The organism is Caulobacter sp. P1_B12_2 (assembly GCF_056406675.1).
This window is the reverse complement of record NZ_JBFTZS010000043.1, coordinates 1-20,835: the sequence shown is the minus strand read 5'-3', so window position 1 is coordinate 20,835 and position 20,835 is coordinate 1. Positions and strand designations below refer to the sequence as shown.

The following is a 20,835-nucleotide window of genomic DNA, read 5'->3' as shown; positions in this document are numbered from 1 at the left end:
GCATAGGGCGAACCGTCCTTGTCGTGATGCAGGTAGTGGAACTCGCCGACGCGGGTCGAGCCGGTCTCCAGCATCTCCATGTACGCTAGAGCAGCGACGGCCTGGACCTCTTCGGGACCCAGCCGGTCGACGAAGCGGTACATCAGCTCGCGCCAGGTCCAGAAGCTGTCGCCGGTCGGACCGCGCACCTCTGTCAGGCCGGCCATGGCGCGCTGGAAGGCGTGGCTGTGCAGGTTGGGCAGGCCGGGCAGACATGGGCCGTGGGCCGTCTCGCCGGACTGGCGGGGGGCGTCGGTGTCGACGCGGGCGATCATGCCGTCGGTGATCGTGAACCGTACGTCCTTGGCCCAGCCGTCGGACAGCAGGGCCTGCTCGAACCACAGGGTCGCGGGCCCAGTCTCCAGCGGCGCCTGGGCGGCGCGCTCGGGATCACGCTCGGGCGCGGCCTGGGCAGCCGCCTCCACCTCATGGGGCGGGGTGTAGATCGGCTCCCCAAGATCGATGGGGGCCTCAGGTTCTGACGGAAACTCGTCGTCGGTCACTGGACAATCCTCGGGTCACGCGAATATGTCTATACATATTGAAGCCGTCGGCAAGAGACCGAACCGGCGTCGGGAGATCCCAGGCCATGCGCTGCGATCGGGTGTGGAGCAAGGCCCGCCTGGCGACTTTCGCCACGGATCGGCCCGGCATCGGCGTGGTCGAAGACGGCGTCGTGGCCGCGTCGGCCGGCCGCATCGTCTATGCCGGCCCCGCCGCCGACGCGCCCGTCTTCGAGGCGCTGCAGATGATCGACTGCGAAGGCCGCTGGATCACGCCCGGTCTGATCGATCCCCACACTCACCTGGTGTTCGGCGGCGACCGCGCCCACGAGTTCGAGCTGCGGCTGGCCGGCGCCAGCTACGAGGAGATCGCCCGTGCCGGCGGCGGCATCGTCTCGACCATGAAGGCCACCCGCGCCGCCTCCCGCGCCGAGCTGGTCGCCTCCGCCCTGCCCCGTCTGGACGCCCTGATCGCCGAGGGCCTGACCACCATCGAGATCAAGTCCGGCTACGGTCTGTCGCTGGACGACGAGCTGAAGAGCCTGCGCGCCGCCCGCGCCCTGGCCGACGTCCGCCAGGTGTCGGTGACCACCACCTTCCTCGGCGCCCACGCCCTGCCGCCGGAATATGCCGACGCGCCCGACGATTACATCGACCACGTCTGCTACCAGATGATCCCCGCCGTCGCCGCCGAGGGCCTGGCCGACGCGGTCGACGCCTTCTGCGAGGGCATCGGCTTCACGCCGGCCCAGACCCGCCGGGTGTTCCAGGCGGCCCGCGAGCACGGCCTGCCGGTCAAGCTGCACGCCGAACAGCTATCGAACCTGAACGGCGCGGCCCTGGCCGCCGAGTTCGGGGCGCTGTCGGCCGATCACCTGGAGCATCTGGACGCGGCCGGGATCGCGGCCATGGCCCAGGCCGGCACGACGGCGGTGCTGCTGCCCGGGGCCTACTACTTCGTGCGCGAGACCAAGCTTCCGCCGATCGCGGCCCTGCGCGCCGCCGGCGTGCCCCTGGCCCTCGCCACCGATTGCAACCCCGGCACCTCGCCGCTGACCAGCCTGCTGTTGACCATGAACATGGCCGCCACCCTGTTCCGGATGACCGTCGACGAATGCCTGGCCGGCGTCACGCGCGAGGCCGCGCGGGCGATCGGACGGCTGGAGAGCGTCGGCACGCTGGAGGCCGGCAAGGCCTGCGATCTGGCCATCTGGGACATCGAGCGTCCCGCCGAACTTGTGTACCGCATGGGCTTCAACCCCCTCCATGCGCGCGTCTGGAAGGGTGAAGTCACGTGATCGAAGTCGTTCTCAACCCCGGTGAAGTCAGCCTGTCGGAGTGGAAGGCCGTCTATCGCGGCGCCCCCGCGAGACTTCACCCCAGCGCCGGACCGGTGATCGCCGAGAGCGCCGCCGCCGTCGCGCGCATCCTGGCCAAGGGCGCGCCGGTCTACGGCATCAACACCGGCTTCGGAAAGCTGGCCAGCGTCCGCATCGGCGACGAGGACCTGGAGACCCTGCAGCGCAACATCGTCCTGTCCCACGCCGCCGGCACGGGCGCGCCGTCGCCGGTTCCGGTGATCCGGCTGATGATGGCCCTGAAGCTGGCCAGCCTGGCGCAGGGCGCTTCGGGCGTGAAGCCGGCGACCACCGACCTGTTGGAAGCCATGCTCGTGAAGGGCCTGACGCCGGTCGTTCCGTGCCAAGGCTCGGTCGGCGCCTCGGGCGACCTGGCGCCGCTGTCGCACATGGCCGCGACCATGATCGGGGTCGGCGAGATCTTCGTCGACGGCCAGCGCCTGCCGGCCGTGCAGGCTCTGATGGAGGCTGGCCTCAAGCCCCTGACCCTGGGCCCCAAGGAAGGCCTGGCCCTGCTGAACGGCACCCAGTTCTCGACCGCCAACGCCCTGGCCGCCCTGTTCGACGCCGAGCGGCTGTTCCAGTCGGCCCTGGTCACCGGCGCCCTGGCGACCGAGGCCGCCAAGGGGTCGGACACCCCGTTCGATCCGCGCATCCATACCCTGCGCCGCCAGCCCGGCCAGATCGAGACCGCCGCCGCCCTGCGGGCCCTGATGGCCGGCTCGGCGATCCGCGACTCCCACCGCGAGGGCGACACGCGGGTGCAGGATCCCTACTGCCTGCGCTGCCAGCCGCAGGTGATGGGCGCGGCCCTGGACATCCTGCGCCAGGCGGCCGTCACGCTGTCGACCGAGGCCAACGGCGTTTCCGACAATCCGTTGATCTTCCCCGAGACGGACGAAGCCCTGTCCGGCGGCAACTTCCACGCCGAGCCGGTGGCCTTCGCGGCCGACATCATCGCCCTGGCGATCTGCGAGATCGGCTCGATCGCCGAGCGCCGCATCGCCATGCTGGTCGATCCGGCCTGCTCGGGCCTGCCCGCCTTCCTGACGCCGAAGCCGGGCCTGAACTCCGGATTCATGATCCCGCAGGTCACGGCCGCCGCCCTGGTGTCGGAGAACAAGCAGAAGGCCTATCCCGCCAGCGTCGACTCCATCCCGACGTCGGCCAATCAGGAAGACCACGTCTCGATGGCCGCCCACGGCGCCCGGCGCCTGCTGGCCATGGTCGAGGCGGCGGAGGCAGTGATCGGCATCGAGCTGCTGGCGGCGGTGCAGGGCTGCGACTTCCACGCGCCCCTGACGTCGAGCCCGGCGCTGGAGGCCGTGCGTGGGGTGCTGCGAGCGCAGGTGCCGCATCTGTCGGATGACCGGCACTTCCACCCGGACATGGAGGCGGCCAACGCGCTGGTGCGGTCGGGGGCGGTGGTGGTGGCGGCGGCGGCGATCGCGCTGCCGGGGGTCGAGGCGTGACACTCTTCAAAGCCTGTCATCCCGGACAAGCGCGAAGCGCGCAGATCCGGGACCGACGCCTGAGCGCCGCGCTTCCGGCGGTCCCGGATCTGCGCCCGGCTTCGCCGAGCTTGTCCGGGATGACAATGCGATGAATGACTGGCTCCACCTCACCCGCGGCGAGGCCCCGCTGGTCGTCAGCATCCCGCACGCCGGCACGATCATCCCGTCCGACATCGAGGCCCGCCTCGTCTCGCCATGGCTGGCCCGCAAGGACGCCGACTGGTGGCTGGGCGAGCTCTACGCCTTCGCCGACAGGCTGGACGCCACGGTGGTCCGCACGGGCGTGTCGCGCACGGTGATCGACGTCAACCGCGACCCGTCCGGCGTGTCGCTCTATCCCGGCCAGGCCACTACCAGCCTGTGTCCGGTCGACACCTTCGACGGCGAGCCGCTGTATCGCGACGGCCAGGAGCCCGACGCCGCCGAGATCGCCCGGCGCCGCGTCACCTTCTTCGATCCCTACCACGCCGCCCTGGAGGCCGAGCTCGACCGGCTGGTCGCGCTCCACGGCAAGGTGGTGCTGTACGACGCCCACTCGATCCGCTCGCACGCCCCTCGCCTGTTCGACGGCGAGTTGCCGCAGTTCAACGTCGGGACCAACAGCGGGGCGGCCTGCGATCTGGGCCTGACCCGCCGGGTCGAGGCCGCCTGCGACGCAACTGGCCTGCCGCGCATCACCGACGGCCGGTTCAAGGGCGGCTGGATCACCCGCCGCTACGGTCAACCGGACCAGGGCGTCCACGCCGTCCAGATGGAGCTGGCCTGCCGCGGCTATATCGACGAGCCGGCGGTGCTGAGCTCGGACAATTGGCCCACGCCCTTCCGGACACCGCGCGCAGCGCCGCTGCAGGCCGCGCTCGCTGATGTCCTGAAGGCCTGCATCGCCTTCGCTTCAACATCTCCTCCCCCGCTCCGCGGGCCCCGCGGCGGAGGCGCTTGAACAACCTGCACCCCGACGTCGCCGAGCGGCCCGAGGAGCTGGTGGTCTATGGCGGCATCGGCCGCGCGGCCCGGGATTGGGAGAGCTACGACAAGATCGTCGAGACCCTGCGCCGGCTGGAGGACGACGAGACCCTGCTGGTCCAGTCGGGCAAGCCGGTCGGCGTGTTCAAGACCCACCCCGACGCGCCCCGCGTGCTGATCGCCAACTCCAACCTGGTGCCGCGCTGGGCGACCTGGGAGCATTTCAACGAGCTGGATCGCAAGGGCCTGGCCATGTACGGCCAGATGACCGCCGGCTCGTGGATCTATATCGGCGCCCAGGGCATCGTTCAGGGCACCTACGAGACCTTCGTCGAGATGGGTCGCCAGCATCACGGCGGCGACCTCGCGGGCAAGTGGCTGCTGACGGCGGGCCTGGGCGGCATGGGCGGGGCCCAGCCCTTGGCGGCGGTGATGGCCGGGGCCGCGTGCCTGGCCATCGAGTGCCAGCCCTCGCGGATCGAGATGCGCCTGCGCACCGGCTATCTCGACAAGGCCACCGAGAGCCTCGACGAGGCGTTGGCCTGGATCGAGGAGTCCTGTCGAAACAAGACGCCGATCTCGGTCGGCCTGCTGGGCAACGCCGCCGAGCTACTGCCGGCCATGTTCGCCGCCGGCATTCGCCCCGACCTGCTGACCGACCAGACCAGCGCCCACGACCCGATCAACGGCTACCTGCCCGCCGGTTGGACCCTGGACCAGTGGGCGGCCGCCAAGGAACGCGAGCCGGAAACGGTAAACCGCGCCGCCCGCGCCTCGATGGCGGTGCACGTGCAGGCCATGCTCGACTTCCAGGCCGCCGGCGTGCCCACCGTCGACTACGGCAACAACATCCGCCAGATGGCGCTTGAGGAAGGCGTGGCCAACGCCTTCGACTTCCCCGGTTTCGTGCCCGCCTACATCCGCCCCCTCTTCTGCCGGGGGATCGGGCCGTTCCGCTGGGCGGCGCTGTCGGGCGATCCGGAGGACATCCGCAAGACCGACGCCAAGGTCAAGGAACTGATCCCCGACAATCCGCACCTGCACCACTGGCTCGACATGGCCGCCGAGAAGATCAAGTTCCAGGGCCTGCCGGCGCGGATCTGCTGGGTCGGGCTGGGCGACCGTCATCGCCTGGGCCTGGCGTTCAACGAGATGGTCGCGTCGGGCGAGTTGAAGGCGCCGGTCGTCATCGGCCGCGACCACCTGGACAGCGGCTCGGTCGCCTCGCCCAACCGCGAGACCGAGGGGATGATGGACGGCTCGGACGCGGTGTCGGACTGGCCGCTGCTGAACGCCCTGCTCAACACCGCCTCGGGCGCCACCTGGGTGTCGCTGCACCACGGCGGCGGAGTGGGCATGGGCTTCTCGCAGCATGCGGGGATGGTGATCGTCGCCGACGGCACCGAAGCGGCGGCCAAACGCCTGGCGCGGGTGCTGTGGAACGACCCGGCCACCGGCGTCATGCGCCACGCCGACGCCGGCTACGAGATCGCCAAGGACTGCGCGCGCGAGCACGGGCTGGACCTGCCAGGCATTTTGTAAGCCATACTCCCCTCTTTTCCGCTCATCCCGGCGAAGGCCGGGACCCAGATCCCTTAGCGGTGTGGATGATTGGAAGTGCTCAGCGTCGATGGCGTCAGCCTCAAAGCCATTCCATCTGGGTCCCGGCATTGGCTGCGCCGAACTTCGTTTCGCCGGGATGAGCGGATCAAATAGATGCGCGTTCTGAGAGCCGTCGACCGGATCGCCACGCCGTGGAAGAACGGCGGCGGCGTCACGCGCGAGGTGGCCGCCTTTCCGCCCGGCGCGGCCATGGACGCGTTCGAGTGGCGGATCAGCCTGGCGGAAATCGCCGCCGACGGACCGTTCTCGACCTTTCCGGGCGTGGATCGGGTGCTGACGGTGATCCAGGGCGCCGGGCTGCTGCTGACGGTCGATGACCGCATGCTGGCGCTGGACGCCGCGTCGCCGCCCCTGGCCTTCCCGGGCGAGGCCCCGGTCACGGCGCGGCTGACCGATGGGACGATCAGCGACCTGAACCTGATGGTGCGGCGGGGCGCGTGGCGAGCCCGGACCCGCAGGCTGACCGTGGCCGGCGCCAGCGACGTGGCCGCTAAGGCGCGGGTGACCCTGGTCCTGGCGCTCGACCCGCTGCGCATCCTTCGCCCGGGCGGCGAGATCGACCTGTCGCCCTTGGACGCGGTTCTACTGGAGCACGGCCACTCGAACTTGAGACTGGAGGGTCGAGGAAGAACATTGATCTCCGAAATCACGGCCGATCCGGAGCACGTTCTAAAGTAAAGCTTCGTCTATCCCGCGCCGTCGACAAATCGGCGCGCGACCTCCCGTCGCACTTAATTCGCCACGTCTTCGCCTTATCTGGTCGCTAGTCGGGCCAACGCTTCAGGTCTCAAAACGATCCAGGACGAATTAATGCACGCATCGACAGCGAAGAAACTCGCCCCGCATGTCGCCCCTTGGGCGCGCGGCGCGCTGGGCCTGGCCCTGGTCTTCGCTCCGATGGTGGTGGCGGCGATGGAGAACCCGCACAAGGCGCAGCACGGCCCCTCGCCGGCCGTCCAGCGCCTGCTGGCCGAGATGGCCGCCAAGCCGCAGAAGCCCGTCCGCAAGGAGCTGGTCTGGAGCGGCGCCGACATCGACGGCGACGGCGCGCCCGACTTCGCCAACCCCACCGGCGGCGCCCCGCGCGGCCATGACGAGTTCGGCGACGGCCAGTTCGGCGCCCGCCGCGACGGAGGGGCCCGCGAGCACGAGGGCGTCGACTACGTGGCCACGGCTGGCCAGGACGTCCAGGCCCCGATCTCGGGCTATGTCACCAAGATCGGCTACGCCTATGCCGGCTCCAGCGACCTGAAGTTCGTCGAGATCTCCAACCCCGCCCTGGGCTACGTGGCCCGCGCCTTCTACGTGACCCCCGGCGTTGAGCTCGGCCAGACCGTGCGGCTGGGCGAGAGCATCGGCCGGGTGGAGAGCCTGCAGAGGCACTATCCCGGGATCACCAACCACGTGCACCTTGAAGTGATGGAGCCGGGCGGCGAGCGGGTGAACGCGGCGGCCTTGATCGTTAAGAAGCTGGTGGTGCAGGCTTAAAGGCCACGCACCTCACTCACTTGCCCCCTACGGGTCGCTTCGCGACCGTCTTCCCCCATAGGGGGAAGAGGACGCCGTGCGCGAACCTCCGCCCCCTATGGGGGCGGACAGACCGCGACGCGGTCAGGTGGGGGCAAGTCAGTGAGCCACCCTACTTCCGCGTCACCACCACCGGCTGACCGGCATACTCCACCGTCTGATCCACCGCCTCGAAGTCGACCGGCTTGGCGCCGCCGCCGATGAACCGCACCTTGATCGTCCGGTTCTCCAGCATCCCCTTGAACGCCCCCGACCGCGCCCCGATCGTCAGCCGCCCCGACGCGTTGTCGAAGCTCATCGGGATCCGGCTCCAGGCGCCGCGCTCGTAGCCGTTGCTGAGCCCGTCGTCCTCGTAGAGCTCGAACGTCCCGTCCGCCCCCGTGTAGACCACCACGGTCAGCGGGGCGTCGGGCTTCTCGCCCACATACTGCTGGACCACCGTGGTCGGCACGATCGAGCCGGCCTTYACGAACAGCGGCATGCGCGACAGCGGCGCGTCGGCCTTGATCGTCTGGCCGCCCTTGAACGCCTTGCCGCTCTCGAAGTCGTACCAGCTGGCGCCGGCCGGCAGGTAGACCGACCGCGAGCGCGCCTTGAACTGGGTGACCGGGGCGACCAGGAACGCCTTGCCGAACAGGTACTCGTCGTCGATGTCGCGCGCGGCCTTGTCGGCCGGGAAGTCCATCACCAGGCCGCGCATGATGCTGCCGTCGCGCTGATACGTGTCGGCCGCCAGGGTGTAGGTGTAGGGCATCAGCCGGTAGCGAAGCTCGTCGTACCAGGCCAGGCTCCGGTAGACCTCGGTCCCCTCGTCGGCGAGATTGTAGATCTCGCGGAACGGGAACTCGCCGTGGCTGCGGAACAGCGGCGAGAACGCGCCGAACTGGAACCAGCGCAGGTTCAGCTCACGCCACTCGTCCTGATGCTTGGGATCTTGCGTCGTATAGCGGTTCTCCACCGAGAAGCCGCCGATGTCGGTGGTCCAGTTGGGAATGCCCGACATCGACAGATTCACGCCGGCCGAAATCTGGTCGCGGAAGTCGTCCCAGCGCGCCACCACGTCGCCGCTCCACACCGCCGAGGCGTGGCGCTGCAGGCCGCCGAAGCCCGAGCGGGTCAGGATGAACGGCCGCACGTCGGGGTTCAGCGCCAGCTCGCCCTCATAGACGCCCTGGGTGTGCGGCAGGGAGTAGGAGTTGAAGTACTCGGCGGCCGGACCGATCGCCGTCGGACCCATGCGCCTGGTGCGCTCGGGCACGTCGAGGTTGGAGTGCATGTCGGGCTCGGAAGCGTCCATCCACCAGGCGTCGACACCGATGACTTTCAGGTTCTCCTTCACCTGACGCCAGTAGATGTCGCGCGCCTCCTGCGGATAGGGGTCGTAGAACGAGTTCAGATAGCCCGGTCCCACCCAGTCCTTCGCGCCCTGTTCGATGTTGCGCTTGTACATGTAGCCCTTGGCGTCCAGCTCCTTGAAGTTGTCGGTGGTCGGATAGAACTTCGGCCAGATCGAGATCATGAAGTGGGCGTGGTCGGCGTGGATCTCGTCGACCATGGCCTTGGGGTCGGGGAAGCGCGAGGCGTCGAACCTGTGGCTGCCCCAGGTGGGGTCGGTCCAGTAGCGCCAATCCAGGACGATGTTGTCGAGCGGCAGGCCGCGCTTGCGGTACTCCTTGACGACCCCGACGATCTGGCCCGCGTCCTCGTAGCGCTGGCGGCTCTGCCAGAAGCCGTAGGCCCAGCGCGGCATCATGGTCGACTTGCCGGTCAGGTCGCGATAGCCGGCCACCACCTGATCCAGGTCGTCGCCGCCGACATAGTAGTAGTCGATCGCCTTGCCGACCTCGGAGGTCAGTTGCAGCGAATGGCGGTCCAGGGCCGGCATCGGGTTGTTGTGCAGCAGGCCGATATAGCCGCCGTCCGGCAGCCACTCGACCTTGACCTTGTGGGCCTTGCCCGGGGTCAGGGCGACGTCGAAGTCGTGGTACCAGGGGTTCCAGTTCTGCCGCCAGCGGTCGATCACCAGCTTGCCGTCGATCCAGACCTTGGCGTAGTCGCTGGAATAGAGCTCGAACTTGTGGACCCCGGCCTTGTCGGTGGTGACCGTTCCCTCCCAGACCACCTTCTTGTCCGGCAGCGGCTTGCCGTCGGCGCCGTTCAGCTCGGCCGGCATGTTGGGCAGGTCCTTGAGGAACCTGTAGTCGATGTCCGGCTCGGTTCGGGTCAGCTTCAGCTGGCCGCCGACATAGTACTTGGCGGTGAAGCCGGGCTTGCCCTCCAGGCCGGTGATCTTCAGGTCGCGCGACGCGACGTCGTAGGGGATCGGGTCGCCGAAACGGGTGATCGAATTGTTGTCCCACAGCAGGCCGTAGCCGCGGCTGGACAGCAGCATCGGCACCACGACGGTGCGGTTGTAGTTCAGCAGTTCGACGTCCTGGCCATTGTAGTTCATCTGGCCGTTCTGGTGCTGACCCAGGCCGTAGAAGGCTTCGTCCGTGCCCGGATTGAACTGCTGGCGGACCTCATAGAAGTCCTTGCCGTCGACCCGCACCGGCTTGAAGGCGCCGCGGTCGCGCTCGGACAGCACGGTCCGGCCCTGGGCGTCCTTGAAGTCGACCGTGCCGTCGGCCAGCGAAACCTCGGCGGTCGCCTTGGCGGTCTTCAGGACCAGCTTGCCGGCGACCTGATCGACGGTGAACCCGGCGGTCTTCGGCTGGGCCACGACCATCAGGCTCTTGGGCGTGTCCAGGCTGTCGGTGGGTGTGGCGGTGACGTGGATGATGCGATCGCCCATCACCTGCAGCCGCACCTTCCTGGCGGGGCCTGAAGCGGGGGTGACGATCACGCCGTCGGCGGTCTTCTCGAAGGCGCCGTCCGGGGCGCCCGTCAGCGCGAAGGCGCTGGTCGAGGCCAGCAGGGCCAGGGCTAGCCCGGCGGCGAAGGTCTTCGGCATGCGCATTGGGTTCTTCCCTGTGAATCTTGTTTTTTATCTCTGCTCGTCCCGGCGAAAGCCGGGACCCAGATCCCTTAGCGGGGTGGCTGATTGGAGGGCTTCAGAGCCCATGGCGTCAGCCACAAAGCCATTCCATCTGGGTCCCGGCCTTCGCCGGGATGAGCGGATTGAAAGTAACTAGTACGTCGCCAGCTTGACCTTCAGCACCTGCGGCAAGGTCGTCAGGTTCAGGCCGTAGTCGGTCTGGTCGCCGTTCCACAGGCGGTCGAACACCCACTGGCCGTTCTCGAAATGGCCTTCCTCGACCCGCGCCATCATGAACCGCTCGTCCTTGGCCGAGCCGAAGCTGACGCGGGCGCGGTAGCCGGTGACCAGGAATTCGTCGGCCGACAGGCGGGCGATCAGGGCGCCGCCGTCGGGCACTTCGCGGCCCGGCTGCTTCTCGGCCTTGCCCATCCAGGGGGCGTCGATCGAGCCGAACTGCCATTCGCCGTACGACACCGTGGCGGTCCAGCGGTCGCCCAGCTTCAGGGTCTCGGCCTTGCGGTCGTCGGCCTCGCCCACGCCCCAGACCTCGCCGGTGTAGGACAGCTTGGCCCATTCGCGGGCCATCGGGGCCAGCAGGCGGTAGTGAACGCCGAAGTTCTCCAGCGCCTGGGCGTCCACCGTCTTGGCGCCCAGCGGGTAGTTGGAGTAGCCGGTCTGATCCAGGCCGAACGGCGAGAAGCCGATGCCCTGATGGCCCAGCACGTCGTAGATGTGGCGGGCATAGCCCTTGTCGCTGCCGATCTCGGGCACGAACAGGGCGTTGTCGGGACGGCGGTACTGCTCCAGCGTCTTCCGGACATTGGGGCTCTCGCGCATGTAGATGTCGGGCGCCAGGGCGTCGATCGAGGGCGCGGCGGCCTTCCAGACGTCCAGCACGTTCCAGGTCGGCCCGCCCGACGAATAGGTGAACGGGTCCTGATAGTTGAAGGGGTCGCGCAGGGCGGCGTTGACGTACATGGGCAGCGGCAGCTCGCGCTTGCCGGCGGCGGCGATCTGGTCGACGTAGCGGCCGATGTGCCAGGCGTGGAAGAACTCGTCGGCGTCCTTGCCGAACACCTGGCTCCAGGTCCCCGGTTTCTTGTTCAGCGCCTTGCCCAGATCGGCGGGGACGGGGCCGTTGAACAGCTTCTGGGCGGTCGGCGAGAAGTCGCGAACGGCGCCGTAGGTGCCGGTCTCGTTCTCGGGCTGGACCATGATCACGGTGTGGTCCGGATCGGCAGCCTTCAGGTGGCGCATCAGGGCGACGAAGGCCTTCTTGTCGGCCTCCAGGGTGGCCGGGAACAGCGGCGACAGCGAGTTCTTGACCTCGCCCTTGGCGTTGATCACCCGGGGAAAGCGCTTGTTGTCCAGCTTGACCCATTCGGGCGCGTATTGCGGGCCGTTGTTCTTCCAGGTCCCGAACCACAGGATCACCAGCTTCACGTCGTTCTCGCGGGCCTGCTTGAGCAGCACATCGACGAACGAGAAGTCGAACTGGCCCTCGACCGGCTCGATCTGCTCCCAGGCGACCGGCATTTCCAGGGTGTTGGCGTGCAGGGCCTTCACCGACGGCCAGACCTTGGGCAGTTGCGAGGGATAGTTGGCGGCGTTGTTGGCCTGGACGCCCAGCATCAGGAACGGCGCACCGTCGACCAGCAGGGCGTGGCGACCGTCCTTGGCGACCAGCCGGGGCAGGTCGGCGGCGAGGACCGGCGTCGCGGCCAGGCCCAGGACGGCCATCGCCCCGGCGGCCGCGAGGCGCAGACGGCGGAAGGTCTCGGTCTGTCTGGTCGTCATGGTCACCTCCCGCTTCGTTGTTCTTCCGAAGGTCGACGACCTCGGCGCGATGTCATTGATAGCGCTATCACCGGCATTTAGTATGATAAATCCCAGGCAAGCCTCTCCTGCCTGGAAGAGCCCCTCAGGGGATCGTCAAAGGCGGGGCCGCGCAGTGGGCGGCGATGAAGTCGCGGTGCGAGGGCATGGCTTCCGCGGCCTGCCGCAAGGCCGTCTTCATGGCCTTGAGGTTTCGCTGCGCGACGCCGACGTCCATCAGATCGACCAACGGATCATAGTCGCGCGGCATGACGTTCTGGCCGATCAGGACGGCCAGCCAGCTGGGCTYCTGGAACAGGTCCTGCCCCATGTTGGCCAGCCGTCCGGTTTGCCGGAACAGCTCCATCTTGTGCGCCAGGCTGTCGGGGATCGCCATTTCGCGGACCTGCCGCCACAGCGGTTCAGGCCGCGCGTTGGCGTGATAGTGCAGCACCAGGAAGTCGCGGATCTTCTCGTATTCCTGGTGGGTCAGGCGATTGTACTCGTCCAGCAGGACGGGGCTGAAGGTCCGGTCCGGGAACAGCTGGATCAGCTTGGTGATGCCGCTCTGGACCAGGTGGATGCTGGTCGATTCCAGCGGTTCCATGAACCCGCTGGCCAGGCCCAGGGCCACGCAGTTCTTGTTCCAGTATTGCCGTCGCCGGCCGGCGGTGAACTTCAGGATCCGCGGGTCGGCGCAGGGCTCGCCGTCCAGCGTGCGCAGCAGGGTCGCCTCGGCGTCGTCATCGCTGATGAACGCACTGGAATAGACGTAGCCGTTGCCGACGCGGTGCTGCAGCGGGATGCGCCACTGCCACCCGGCGGCGTGGGCGGTGGCGCGCGTGAACGGCGTCAGGTCGTCGGAGCTGCGGCTCGGAACAGCCATGGCGCGGTCGCAGGGCAGCCAGTTCGACCAGTCGTCGTAGCCCGTCTTCAGGGCCTCTTCGATCAGCAGCCCCCGGAAGCCCGAGCAGTCGACGAACAGGTCGCCCTCGACCACGCGGCCGTCGGCCAGGGTGATCGACTGGATGAAGCCGTCCTCGCCGCGCAGGGTCACGTCGACGACCTTGCCCTCCAGGCGCTCTACGCCCCGCGCTTCGGCATAGCCGCGCAGGAATTTGGCGTAGAGGGCGGCGTCGAAATGAAAGGCGTAGGAGTAGGTCGACATGATCGACCCGGCCGCCGTGGTCGGGCGGTCGAAGCGGCGCATCCCGGCGGCCAGGGTGGGCAGCGAATAGTCGCCGAACGGCGTGGGGTCGCCCAGGGATCTCAGCTTCAGCCAATAGTGATGGAAGGCGCTGGCGGCCAGGTCGGCGCCGTAGCGGCCGAACGGATGGAGGTAGCGATGGTCCAGTCGCGTCCAGTCGATGAACTCGATGCCCAGCTTGAAGGTCGCCTGGGTCGCGCGGACGAACTCGTCCTCGTTCACGCCCAGCATCTGGTTGAACAGGATCAGGGGCGGGATGGTCGCCTCCCCCACCCCGACCGTGCCGATCTCCTCGGACTCGACCAGCTGGATCGCGATCTTCAGCGGGTCGGGCTGATGCTCGCGCAGCATCCGCGACAGGGCCGCGGCCGCCATCCAGCCGGCGGTGCCGCCGCCCACGATGACGACCTTTCGGATGCGGTTGTCGGTCATGACCGATCTTGTCCTTTTGCTCAGGCGGCCGGAGGCTGGGCGCGGCAGAACTTGTCGATGAAGGCCTGCTGGTCGGGCATGGCCTCGGCCGCGCGCAGGATGGCCGCGCGCCGGCCGGCCAGCAGGTCGCGGATCTGCTCGACGTCCATTCGGTCCACCAGCGGATCGTAGCGGTCCGGCAGGACCTTCAGTCCCCGGAAGATCGCCAGCCAGCTGGGCGGGGCGAAGCCGTCGTCGTCGTGGGTCACCAGACGGCCGGTGCGCTGGAACACCTCCATCCGGTGGGCCAGTTCGTCGGGGATCGCCATCGCCCGGCAATAGTCCCAGAGGCCGCTGTCGGTGCGGTCGGTCAGCTTGTAGTGCAGGATGATGAAGTCCCGCACGTGCTCCATCTCCTGCCGGGACAGGCGATTGAACTCGTCGGCCAGGGTCGGCTCGAAGTCCTTGTTGGGGAAGTACTCCAGCAGCCGGGCGACGGCCGTCTGGATGAAGTTGATCGAGGTCGATTCCAGGGGCTCGATGAAGCCGCTGGCCAGGCCCACGGCGACGCAGTTCTTGTTCCAGGCCTTCAGTCGCCGGCCGGGCGTGAAACGGATCGTCTGGGGTTGGCCGATCAGCGGGCCGTCCAGCCGCGACAGCAGGTCGGAGACCGCCTCGTCCTCGCTGACGAACTGGCTGCAGTGGACGTAGCCGGTGCCGATGCGGTGCTGCAGCGGGATGCGCCAGTGCCAGCCGGCCGCCCGGGCGGTGGCGCGGGTGTAAGGCGTCAGGCCGTCGCCCCCCAGCTCGCAGCCCACCGCGATCGCGCGGTCGCAGGGCAGCCAGTGCGACCAGGTCTCGTAGCCGGTCTTCAGCGCGCCCTCGATCAGCAACCCGCGGAAGCCCGAGCAGTCGATGAACAGGTCGCCCTCGATCCGCGCGCCGCCCTCCAGCACCACGGCCTCGATGAAGCCGTCGGTCCCGCGCAGCTGCACATCGACGATGCGCCCCTCGACCCGCGTCACGCCCCGCGCCTCGGCGTAGCCGCGCAGGTAGCGGGCATAGAGCGAGGCGTCGAAATGGAAGGCGTAGGAATAGTCGTGCATCACCGATCGAGGGTCGGGATTGGGCGGAATGAACTTGTTGCGATAGGCCGCCTGGGTCGGCATCGACAGGTCCTCGAGCGGAAACACCTCGCCCAGGCCTTGCAGCTTTCGCCAATAGTGGTGAGGACCGATCGCCTCGATGTCGGCGCCGTAGTCGCCGAACGCGTGGAAATAGCGGTGGCCGATCGCCCCCCAGTCCTGGAAGTCGACCCCCAGCTTGAAACTGGCCTGGGTCTGGCGAACGAAGTCGGCTTCGTCCAGGCCCAGCTTGTCGTTGAAATGGCGGATCGGCGGGATGGTGGCCTCGCCGACCCCCACCGTGGCGATCTGGTCGGACTCGACCAGCACGGTCTCGACGAAGGCCTCGCCCAGCAGCCGGCTGAACGCCGCCGCCGCCATCCACCCGGCGGTGCCGCCGCCGACGATGACGATCTTGCGAATGCGGTTGTCCAACCCACGCCCTCCCACTGCCAAGGCCGACTATGCAACGTCCCGCCCGGAGCGTGGCAGCCGAAAGTGTGAGCGGTTTCGGCGCCCGCCACGCTCTGAATGCCTGAATCCGCGCGCAGAACGCAGAACGCCTCCCCCGCGATCGCCCCCGGTATGGCCGGGAGGATCGCGGAAGAGGCGCCTGAACGTGTCGGTCCTAGAAGCTGCCGCGCAGGACGACAGCGACGCGGCGGTCGGTGTCGGTCCAGCTGTAGCGCGGTGCGAAGTTCGCGCCGCCCACGTCCAGATAGGTCCGGGCGTTGAGGATGTTGGTCGCCTGGACGCCGACTTTGTACTGCTGGTTGATCGAGTACAGGATCGAGCCGTCCAACTGACCGTAGTCTTCCGACCAGACCGGGCGCTGGATGTTGGCGGCCGAGGTGGTCAGCAGGTAGCGCTCACGCCAGTTGTAGGCCAGGCGAGCCGAGAGGCCGTATTTCTCGTACAGCACCGCGACGTTGTAGCTGGTCTTGGAYAGGCCCTCGAGCGGCAGGGTCTGGTCRGCGGCGCCGGCGATCTGGGCCGTTTCGTTGAGGTTGATCGCGGTGTTCTTGCCGCCGTTGCTGTCGACATAGGTGAAGTTGGCCTGCAGGCCCAGGCCGCTGAGCGGACCCGGCAGGAAGTCGTAGAACTGGGTGTAGGCCAGTTCGAAACCTTTGATCGTACCGCTCGAGCCGTTCATGTTGCGGCTGACCAGGAACTGGTAGGTCTGGCCGCCCGAGGTGTAGCTCTCGGTGGCGTTGCCCATGAAGATGTAGTTCGAGATGTCCTTGTAGAACGTCGCGAAGGTCAGGCTGCCCGCTGGGTTAAAGTACCACTCCAGGCTGGCGTCGAACTGGTTCGACTTGGTCGGCTTGAGCAGCGGATTGCCGCCGCTGCCGGTCCGGGGGTCGATGGCGCGCGGCGTGAACCCGTCGGCTTCGAAGTTGAAGGACAGGTTCGTGTACGACTGCATCTGGCTGAAGGTCGGGCGGACCACGGCCTTGGCGGCCGCCAGGCGCAGTTGAAGGTCGTCACGCAGGAAGAACCGCACGTTGGCGCTGGGCAGCACGTCCGTATAGTCGTTGGACGAGCTGCCGCCGGCGATCGAGCCGCCCTGGGTGAAGGCGTAGGCGGCGTTGAAGGCCGTGCACGAGACGGGCGGGGTCGCCACGGCGCAGGCGGCCGGGGTGCCGTTGAGCGCCGTGACCTTGATGACCTGGTCGCCGCCGTCCACCTTGGTCTTGACGACGCGCAGGCCGAGGTTGCCGTCCATGCGGCCCAGGGGCGAGTTCTCGTGGCCAAAGCGCAGCAGGCCGTAGATGGCTTGCGTTTTCTCGCCCTGGATGTTGGTGCCGCCGTTGGGGTTGTCGCCGCCCGGCGCGGCGTTGGCGTAGCTGGCCTCGGTCAGGGGCGCCCAGCCCCAGCCCGCACTCTCGGTGTTCTTCAGATAGCTGTAGGCTTGCTGCGAGCCGTTGCCGACCAGGCTTTCGGTCGGGAACCAGGCGACGCCCGGCAGTTGCACGTCGCCGCGGAAGAAGTCGTCGTAGGTGACCAGTTCCGACTGCTGCGGCAGGCCCGGGCTCTGGTGCGTGGCGTCAAAGCCCGTCTGGTTCAGGTAGACCGGCGTGCCGCCGCCCCAGAACTGGCTGCTGAGCAGACCCCAGTTCCAGCCTGTCTGGCGCGTGGTCGAGTTCTTGTCCGTGCCGCGCACGCCGAAGCGGAACGACTTCAGCCAGCTGTCTTCCTCGAAGGTGTACTCGCCATCGGCCCGCAGCGCCTTGGAGTCGGCGCTGTTGTCCTCCATGTGGTCCATGGCGGCCGCCCACCAGTACGAGGCCTTGTTCCGCGTGGTGTCGGTGGCCTGGCTCAGCTTCAGGACGGGCTCGTCGCCGCCGATGCTGAAGCTGAGGCTCGACGGAACGGTGGGGTCCATCTGCGTGAACGCCGTCATGCTCAGCACGGAGGCGTGAGACTTGATGTACTGGGCGTCGGCGCTGAAGGCCCACCGATCGTTCGGCGTGTACTTCAGATTGAAGCTGTAATCCTCGGTCTTCTTGTGCTGCTCGCCGTAACGGCTGTCGGCGGTCAGGTGGAAGTTGTTGATCGTGCCGTTCGTGATCGCGCCTTGGCTGTCGTACTTGAAGCCCGGACCCGTGGCCGCGTAGCCGCCGTCGGTGTCGCCCAGGGCGCGTTCGATGTCGTGCGGGTCGGCCTTGGCGGTCAGGACCTGGAAGGTGGCTTCCCACTGGTCGTTCGGACGCCATTGCAGGGCGCCGGCGAAGGCCGTGCGCTTCTGCTGCCAGTCGATCCGGCGCCAGCCGATCGAGTTGGGGATGTAGACCTTGTCGCCCACCTTCTTGCCGACCAAGGCGGCTTGAGCGGGGTCGGTTATCTCGCGCTCCTCGAAGCGGCCGGTCTGGACGCTGTCGGTGCGGTTGCCGATGTTGCCGATGCTGCCCGAGACCAGCAGGCCGATCTCACCGATGTTGGTGTCCCAGCGGTCGCTGTACAGCAGGTTGCCCGAGACGTAGCCCTTGTCGCGCAGATCCGCGTAGTTGTAGTCGGCCGAGAAGGCCAGCAGGCGCTTGGCCGAGTCGAACGGCTTGCGGGTGCGCAGGTTGACGATGCCGCCGATGCCGCCTTCGATCTGTTCGGCCGAGGGGTTCTTGTAGACGTCGACGCCCGACAGCAGGTCGGCGGACACGTCTTCGAACGACAGGGCCCGGCCGTTGTTGGCCGAGAAGATGTCGCGGCCGTTGGTTTCGCTGCGAACCCACGACAGGCCGCGAATGAACACGCCGCCGCCTTCGGAGGCTAGGCGGGCGGGGTCGCGGTTTTCGTTGGTGCGCTGGAGCGTGACGCCCGGGATGCGCTGAAGCGCTTCCGAAACGCTGCGGTCCGGCAGGGCGCCGATGTCCTGAGCGGTGATCGAGTCGACGATCTGCTCGGCGTTGCGCTTGATCTGTTGCGCCGAGGTCAGGCTGGCGCGGATGCCGGTGACCACGACTTCTTCGACAGTGTCTTCGGACGCCGGCTTGGCCGCGTCCTGAGCGAACGCGAGCGCCGGCGACAGTGCGGCGATGACGAGCGCGGACGCGCCCATAAGCATGACGTTACGACGTGAATTGCGAGGCAACATTCCGGTTTCCTTCCCCCAGATGAGATCCGTCCCAGCGCTCTCAAGGCGCCGGTGACGTGCGCCGCACACGGCGGTCACACGATCTGAATCTGACCTTTAGTCATATAAGTGCTACTTACAAGCCGGAATTGATAGCGCTATCAATTTGCCTTCAGGGGCGCGACTTTTGCGCCACGCTGGGGAAAAAGCCCCTTAAATCAGCGGCGTTTGCAACCATCATTATTATACTATAAATGCGTGTCATCGGGCGCGAGTATCCGCTGTCCGTGGCGTCAGGGAAGAACATGGGTCAGGGAAACGGGGGCGGAAAATTCCGCAGCGGTCACAGCTACGGAAAGCTGGACCGTGACGGGTTTATCCATCGCAGCTGGATGAAGAGCCAGGGCCTGCCGGACGACGTGTTCGACGGCCGGCCGGTGATCGGCATCTGCAACACCTGGTCCGAGATCACGCCCTGCAACGCGGGCCTGCGCGACATCGCCGAGCACGTGAAGCGCGGCGTCTGGGAAGCCGGCGGCCTGCCGCTGGAGTTCCCCGCCATCAGCCTGGGCGAGACCCAGATGCGTCCGACCGCCATGCTGTTCCGCAACCTCCTGGCCATGGACGTCGAGGAGTCGATCCGCGGCAATCCGATCGACGGCGTCGTGCTGCTGGGCGGCTGCGACAAGACCACGCCGGGCCAGATGATGGGCGCGGCCAGCGTCGATCTGCCCACCGTCGTCGTCTCGTCCGGCCCGATGCTGAACGGCAAGTTCCGCGGCAAGGACATCGGCTCTGGCACCGACGTTTGGAAGTTCTCCGAGGCCGTCCGGGCCGGCGAGATGACGTTGCCGGAATTCATGTCGGCCGAAAGCGGCATGAGCCGCTCGCCCGGCACCTGCATGACCATGGGCACGGCCTCGACCATGGCCGCGATCGTCGAAGCCATGGGCATGAGCCTGCCCTACAACGCCTCCATTCCCGCCGTCGACGCCCGCCGCGCGGCCATGGCCCACCACACCGGCCGCACCATCGTGCGCATGGTGCATGACGGCCTGACCATGTCGCAGGTCGCAACTCGGGCCGCCTTCGAGAACGCCCTGCGCGTCCACGCCGCGATCGGCGGCTCGACCAACGCCGTGGTCCACCTGCTGGCCCTGGCCGGCCGACTGGGCGTCGAACTGTCTCTGGAAGACTTCGACAACCTGTCGCGCGACGTGCCGCTGCTGGTCGACCTGCAGCCCTCGGGCCGCTTCCTGATGGAAGATCTGCACTATGCCGGCGGCCTGCCGGCGGTGATGAAGCAGATGTCGCCGTTCCTGAACCCCGAGGCCCTGACCGTCTCGGGCGTGCGGATCGGCGACCAGTACGAGATGGCCGAGGTGTTCAACGCCGAGGTCATCCGATCGGTCGAGAACCCGGTGAAGCCCGACAGCGGCATCTGGGTGCTGCGCGGCAACCTGGCCCCCGGCGGAGCGGTGATGAAGCCCAGCGCCGCCAGCCCGGAACTGCTGAGCCACAAGGGCAAGGCCGTGGTCTTCGAGACCATCGAGGACTTCAAGGCCCGCATCGACGACCCGAACCTGGACGTCGACGCCAGCTCGATCCTGGTGCTCAAGGGCTGCGGGCCCAAGGGCTATCCGGGCATGCCGGAAGTGGGCAACATGCCCCTGCCGACCAAGCTGCTGGAAAAGGGCGTCAAGGACATGGTCCGCATCAGCGACGCCCGGATGAGCGGCACGGCCTTCGGCACGGTCATCCTGCACGTCTCGCCCGAGTCCGACGCCGGCGGTCCGCTGGCCGTCGTCCAGAACGGCGACGAGATCGAACTGAACGGCCCGACGCGCTCGCTGAACCTGCTGATCTCGGATGAAGAGCTGGAGGCTCGCCTGGCCGGCTGGCGCGCCAATCCGCCGGCGCCGAAGGCGACCCGCGGCTACGCCAAGCTGTACATCGACCACGTGCTGGGCGCCGACAAGGGCGCGGACCTGGACTTCCTGGTCGGCTCCAGCGGCTCCGTCGTCACCCGCGAGTCCCACTAGATGAATCCGATGGACAGCTCGGTCACGATCTTCGGCGACTGGGGCACCTCGCGTCTGCGGCTCTATCTGCGCCAGGGCAAGATGGTGCTCGATCGCCGCGACGGGCCGGGSATCAGCGCCCTGACCAAGTCGCCGCGCGATACGTTCCTGGACCTGGT

11 protein-coding genes and 2 pseudogenes are annotated in these 20,835 nt (G+C 67.9%); 7 read left to right on the top strand and 6 right to left on the bottom strand.

Features of this window, described 5'->3' with window-relative positions:
• Positions 1-542, bottom strand: a pseudogene (locus AC1DZ6_RS04620) (formimidoylglutamate deiminase); the annotation flags it as partial.
• A gap of 86 nt (positions 543-628) precedes the next feature.
• On the opposite strand from AC1DZ6_RS04620, the gene hutI reads away from it, so the two are divergent.
• From hutI to AC1DZ6_RS04590, 6 genes and pseudogenes are all read left to right on the top strand, one after another.
• Positions 629-1,840: an imidazolonepropionase gene (hutI, locus tag AC1DZ6_RS04615; protein WP_477096017.1), complete on the top strand. Its 1,212-nt coding sequence runs from the start codon at positions 629-631 to the stop codon at positions 1,838-1,840.
• Positions 1,837-3,372 carry a histidine ammonia-lyase gene (gene hutH / locus AC1DZ6_RS04610; protein WP_477096016.1) on the top strand — a complete coding sequence of 512 codons (1,536 nt, stop codon included), beginning with the start codon at positions 1,837-1,839 and terminating at the stop codon, positions 3,370-3,372. Before hutI ends, hutH begins: the two co-directional genes overlap by 4 nt.
• Positions 3,373-3,502: 130 nt before the next feature.
• Positions 3,503-4,354: an N-formylglutamate deformylase gene (gene hutG, locus AC1DZ6_RS04605; RefSeq protein WP_477096015.1), complete on the top strand. Its 852-nt coding sequence runs from the start codon at positions 3,503-3,505 to the stop codon at positions 4,352-4,354.
• Positions 4,348-5,919: pseudogene (hutU, locus tag AC1DZ6_RS04600) on the top strand (urocanate hydratase); the annotation flags it as partial. The gene hutG and the pseudogene hutU, both read left to right, overlap by 7 nt.
• A gap of 174 nt (positions 5,920-6,093) precedes the next feature.
• The gene (locus AC1DZ6_RS04595; protein ID WP_477096014.1) at positions 6,094-6,678 is read left to right on the top strand and encodes a HutD/Ves family protein; all 585 of its coding nucleotides are present in this window, start codon (positions 6,094-6,096) and stop codon (positions 6,676-6,678) included.
• 132 nt (positions 6,679-6,810) lie between these two features.
• Complete coding sequence (locus AC1DZ6_RS04590) at positions 6,811-7,488, top strand: peptidoglycan DD-metalloendopeptidase family protein (RefSeq protein WP_477096013.1); 678 nt, start codon at positions 6,811-6,813, stop codon at positions 7,486-7,488.
• Positions 7,489-7,639: 151 nt separating this feature from the next.
• Here AC1DZ6_RS04590 and AC1DZ6_RS04585 read toward each other — a convergent pair whose 3' ends face one another.
• From AC1DZ6_RS04585 to AC1DZ6_RS04565, 5 genes are all read right to left on the bottom strand, one after another.
• Positions 7,640-10,486 carry a TIM-barrel domain-containing protein gene (locus tag AC1DZ6_RS04585; protein WP_477096012.1) on the bottom strand — a complete coding sequence of 949 codons (2,847 nt, stop codon included), beginning with the start codon at positions 10,484-10,486 and terminating at the stop codon, positions 7,640-7,642.
• A gap of 171 nt (positions 10,487-10,657) precedes the next feature.
• Positions 10,658-12,304 (bottom strand): GH35 family beta-galactosidase, encoded by a 1,647-nt coding sequence (locus tag AC1DZ6_RS04580; RefSeq protein ID WP_477096011.1) that lies wholly within the window; start codon positions 12,302-12,304, stop codon positions 10,658-10,660.
• 124 nt (positions 12,305-12,428) lie between these two features.
• On the bottom strand, positions 12,429-13,961 hold the full coding sequence (locus AC1DZ6_RS04575; protein ID WP_477096010.1) for a tryptophan halogenase family protein: 1,533 nt from the start codon (positions 13,959-13,961) through the stop codon (positions 12,429-12,431).
• Positions 13,962-13,981: 20 nt separating this feature from the next.
• Entirely contained in the window at positions 13,982-15,499 is a 1,518-nt protein-coding gene (locus tag AC1DZ6_RS04570; RefSeq protein WP_477096009.1) for a tryptophan halogenase family protein, read from the bottom strand.
• 193 nt (positions 15,500-15,692) lie between these two features.
• A complete protein-coding gene (locus tag AC1DZ6_RS04565) occupies positions 15,693-18,656 on the bottom strand; it encodes a TonB-dependent receptor (RefSeq protein WP_477096008.1) in 2,964 nt (987 codons plus the stop codon).
• Positions 18,657-18,940: 284 nt separating this feature from the next.
• On the opposite strand from AC1DZ6_RS04565, the gene AC1DZ6_RS04560 reads away from it, so the two are divergent.
• Positions 18,941-20,677: an IlvD/Edd family dehydratase gene (locus AC1DZ6_RS04560; protein WP_477096007.1), complete on the top strand. Its 1,737-nt coding sequence runs from the start codon at positions 18,941-18,943 to the stop codon at positions 20,675-20,677.
• Positions 20,678-20,835: the final 158 nt, after the last annotated feature.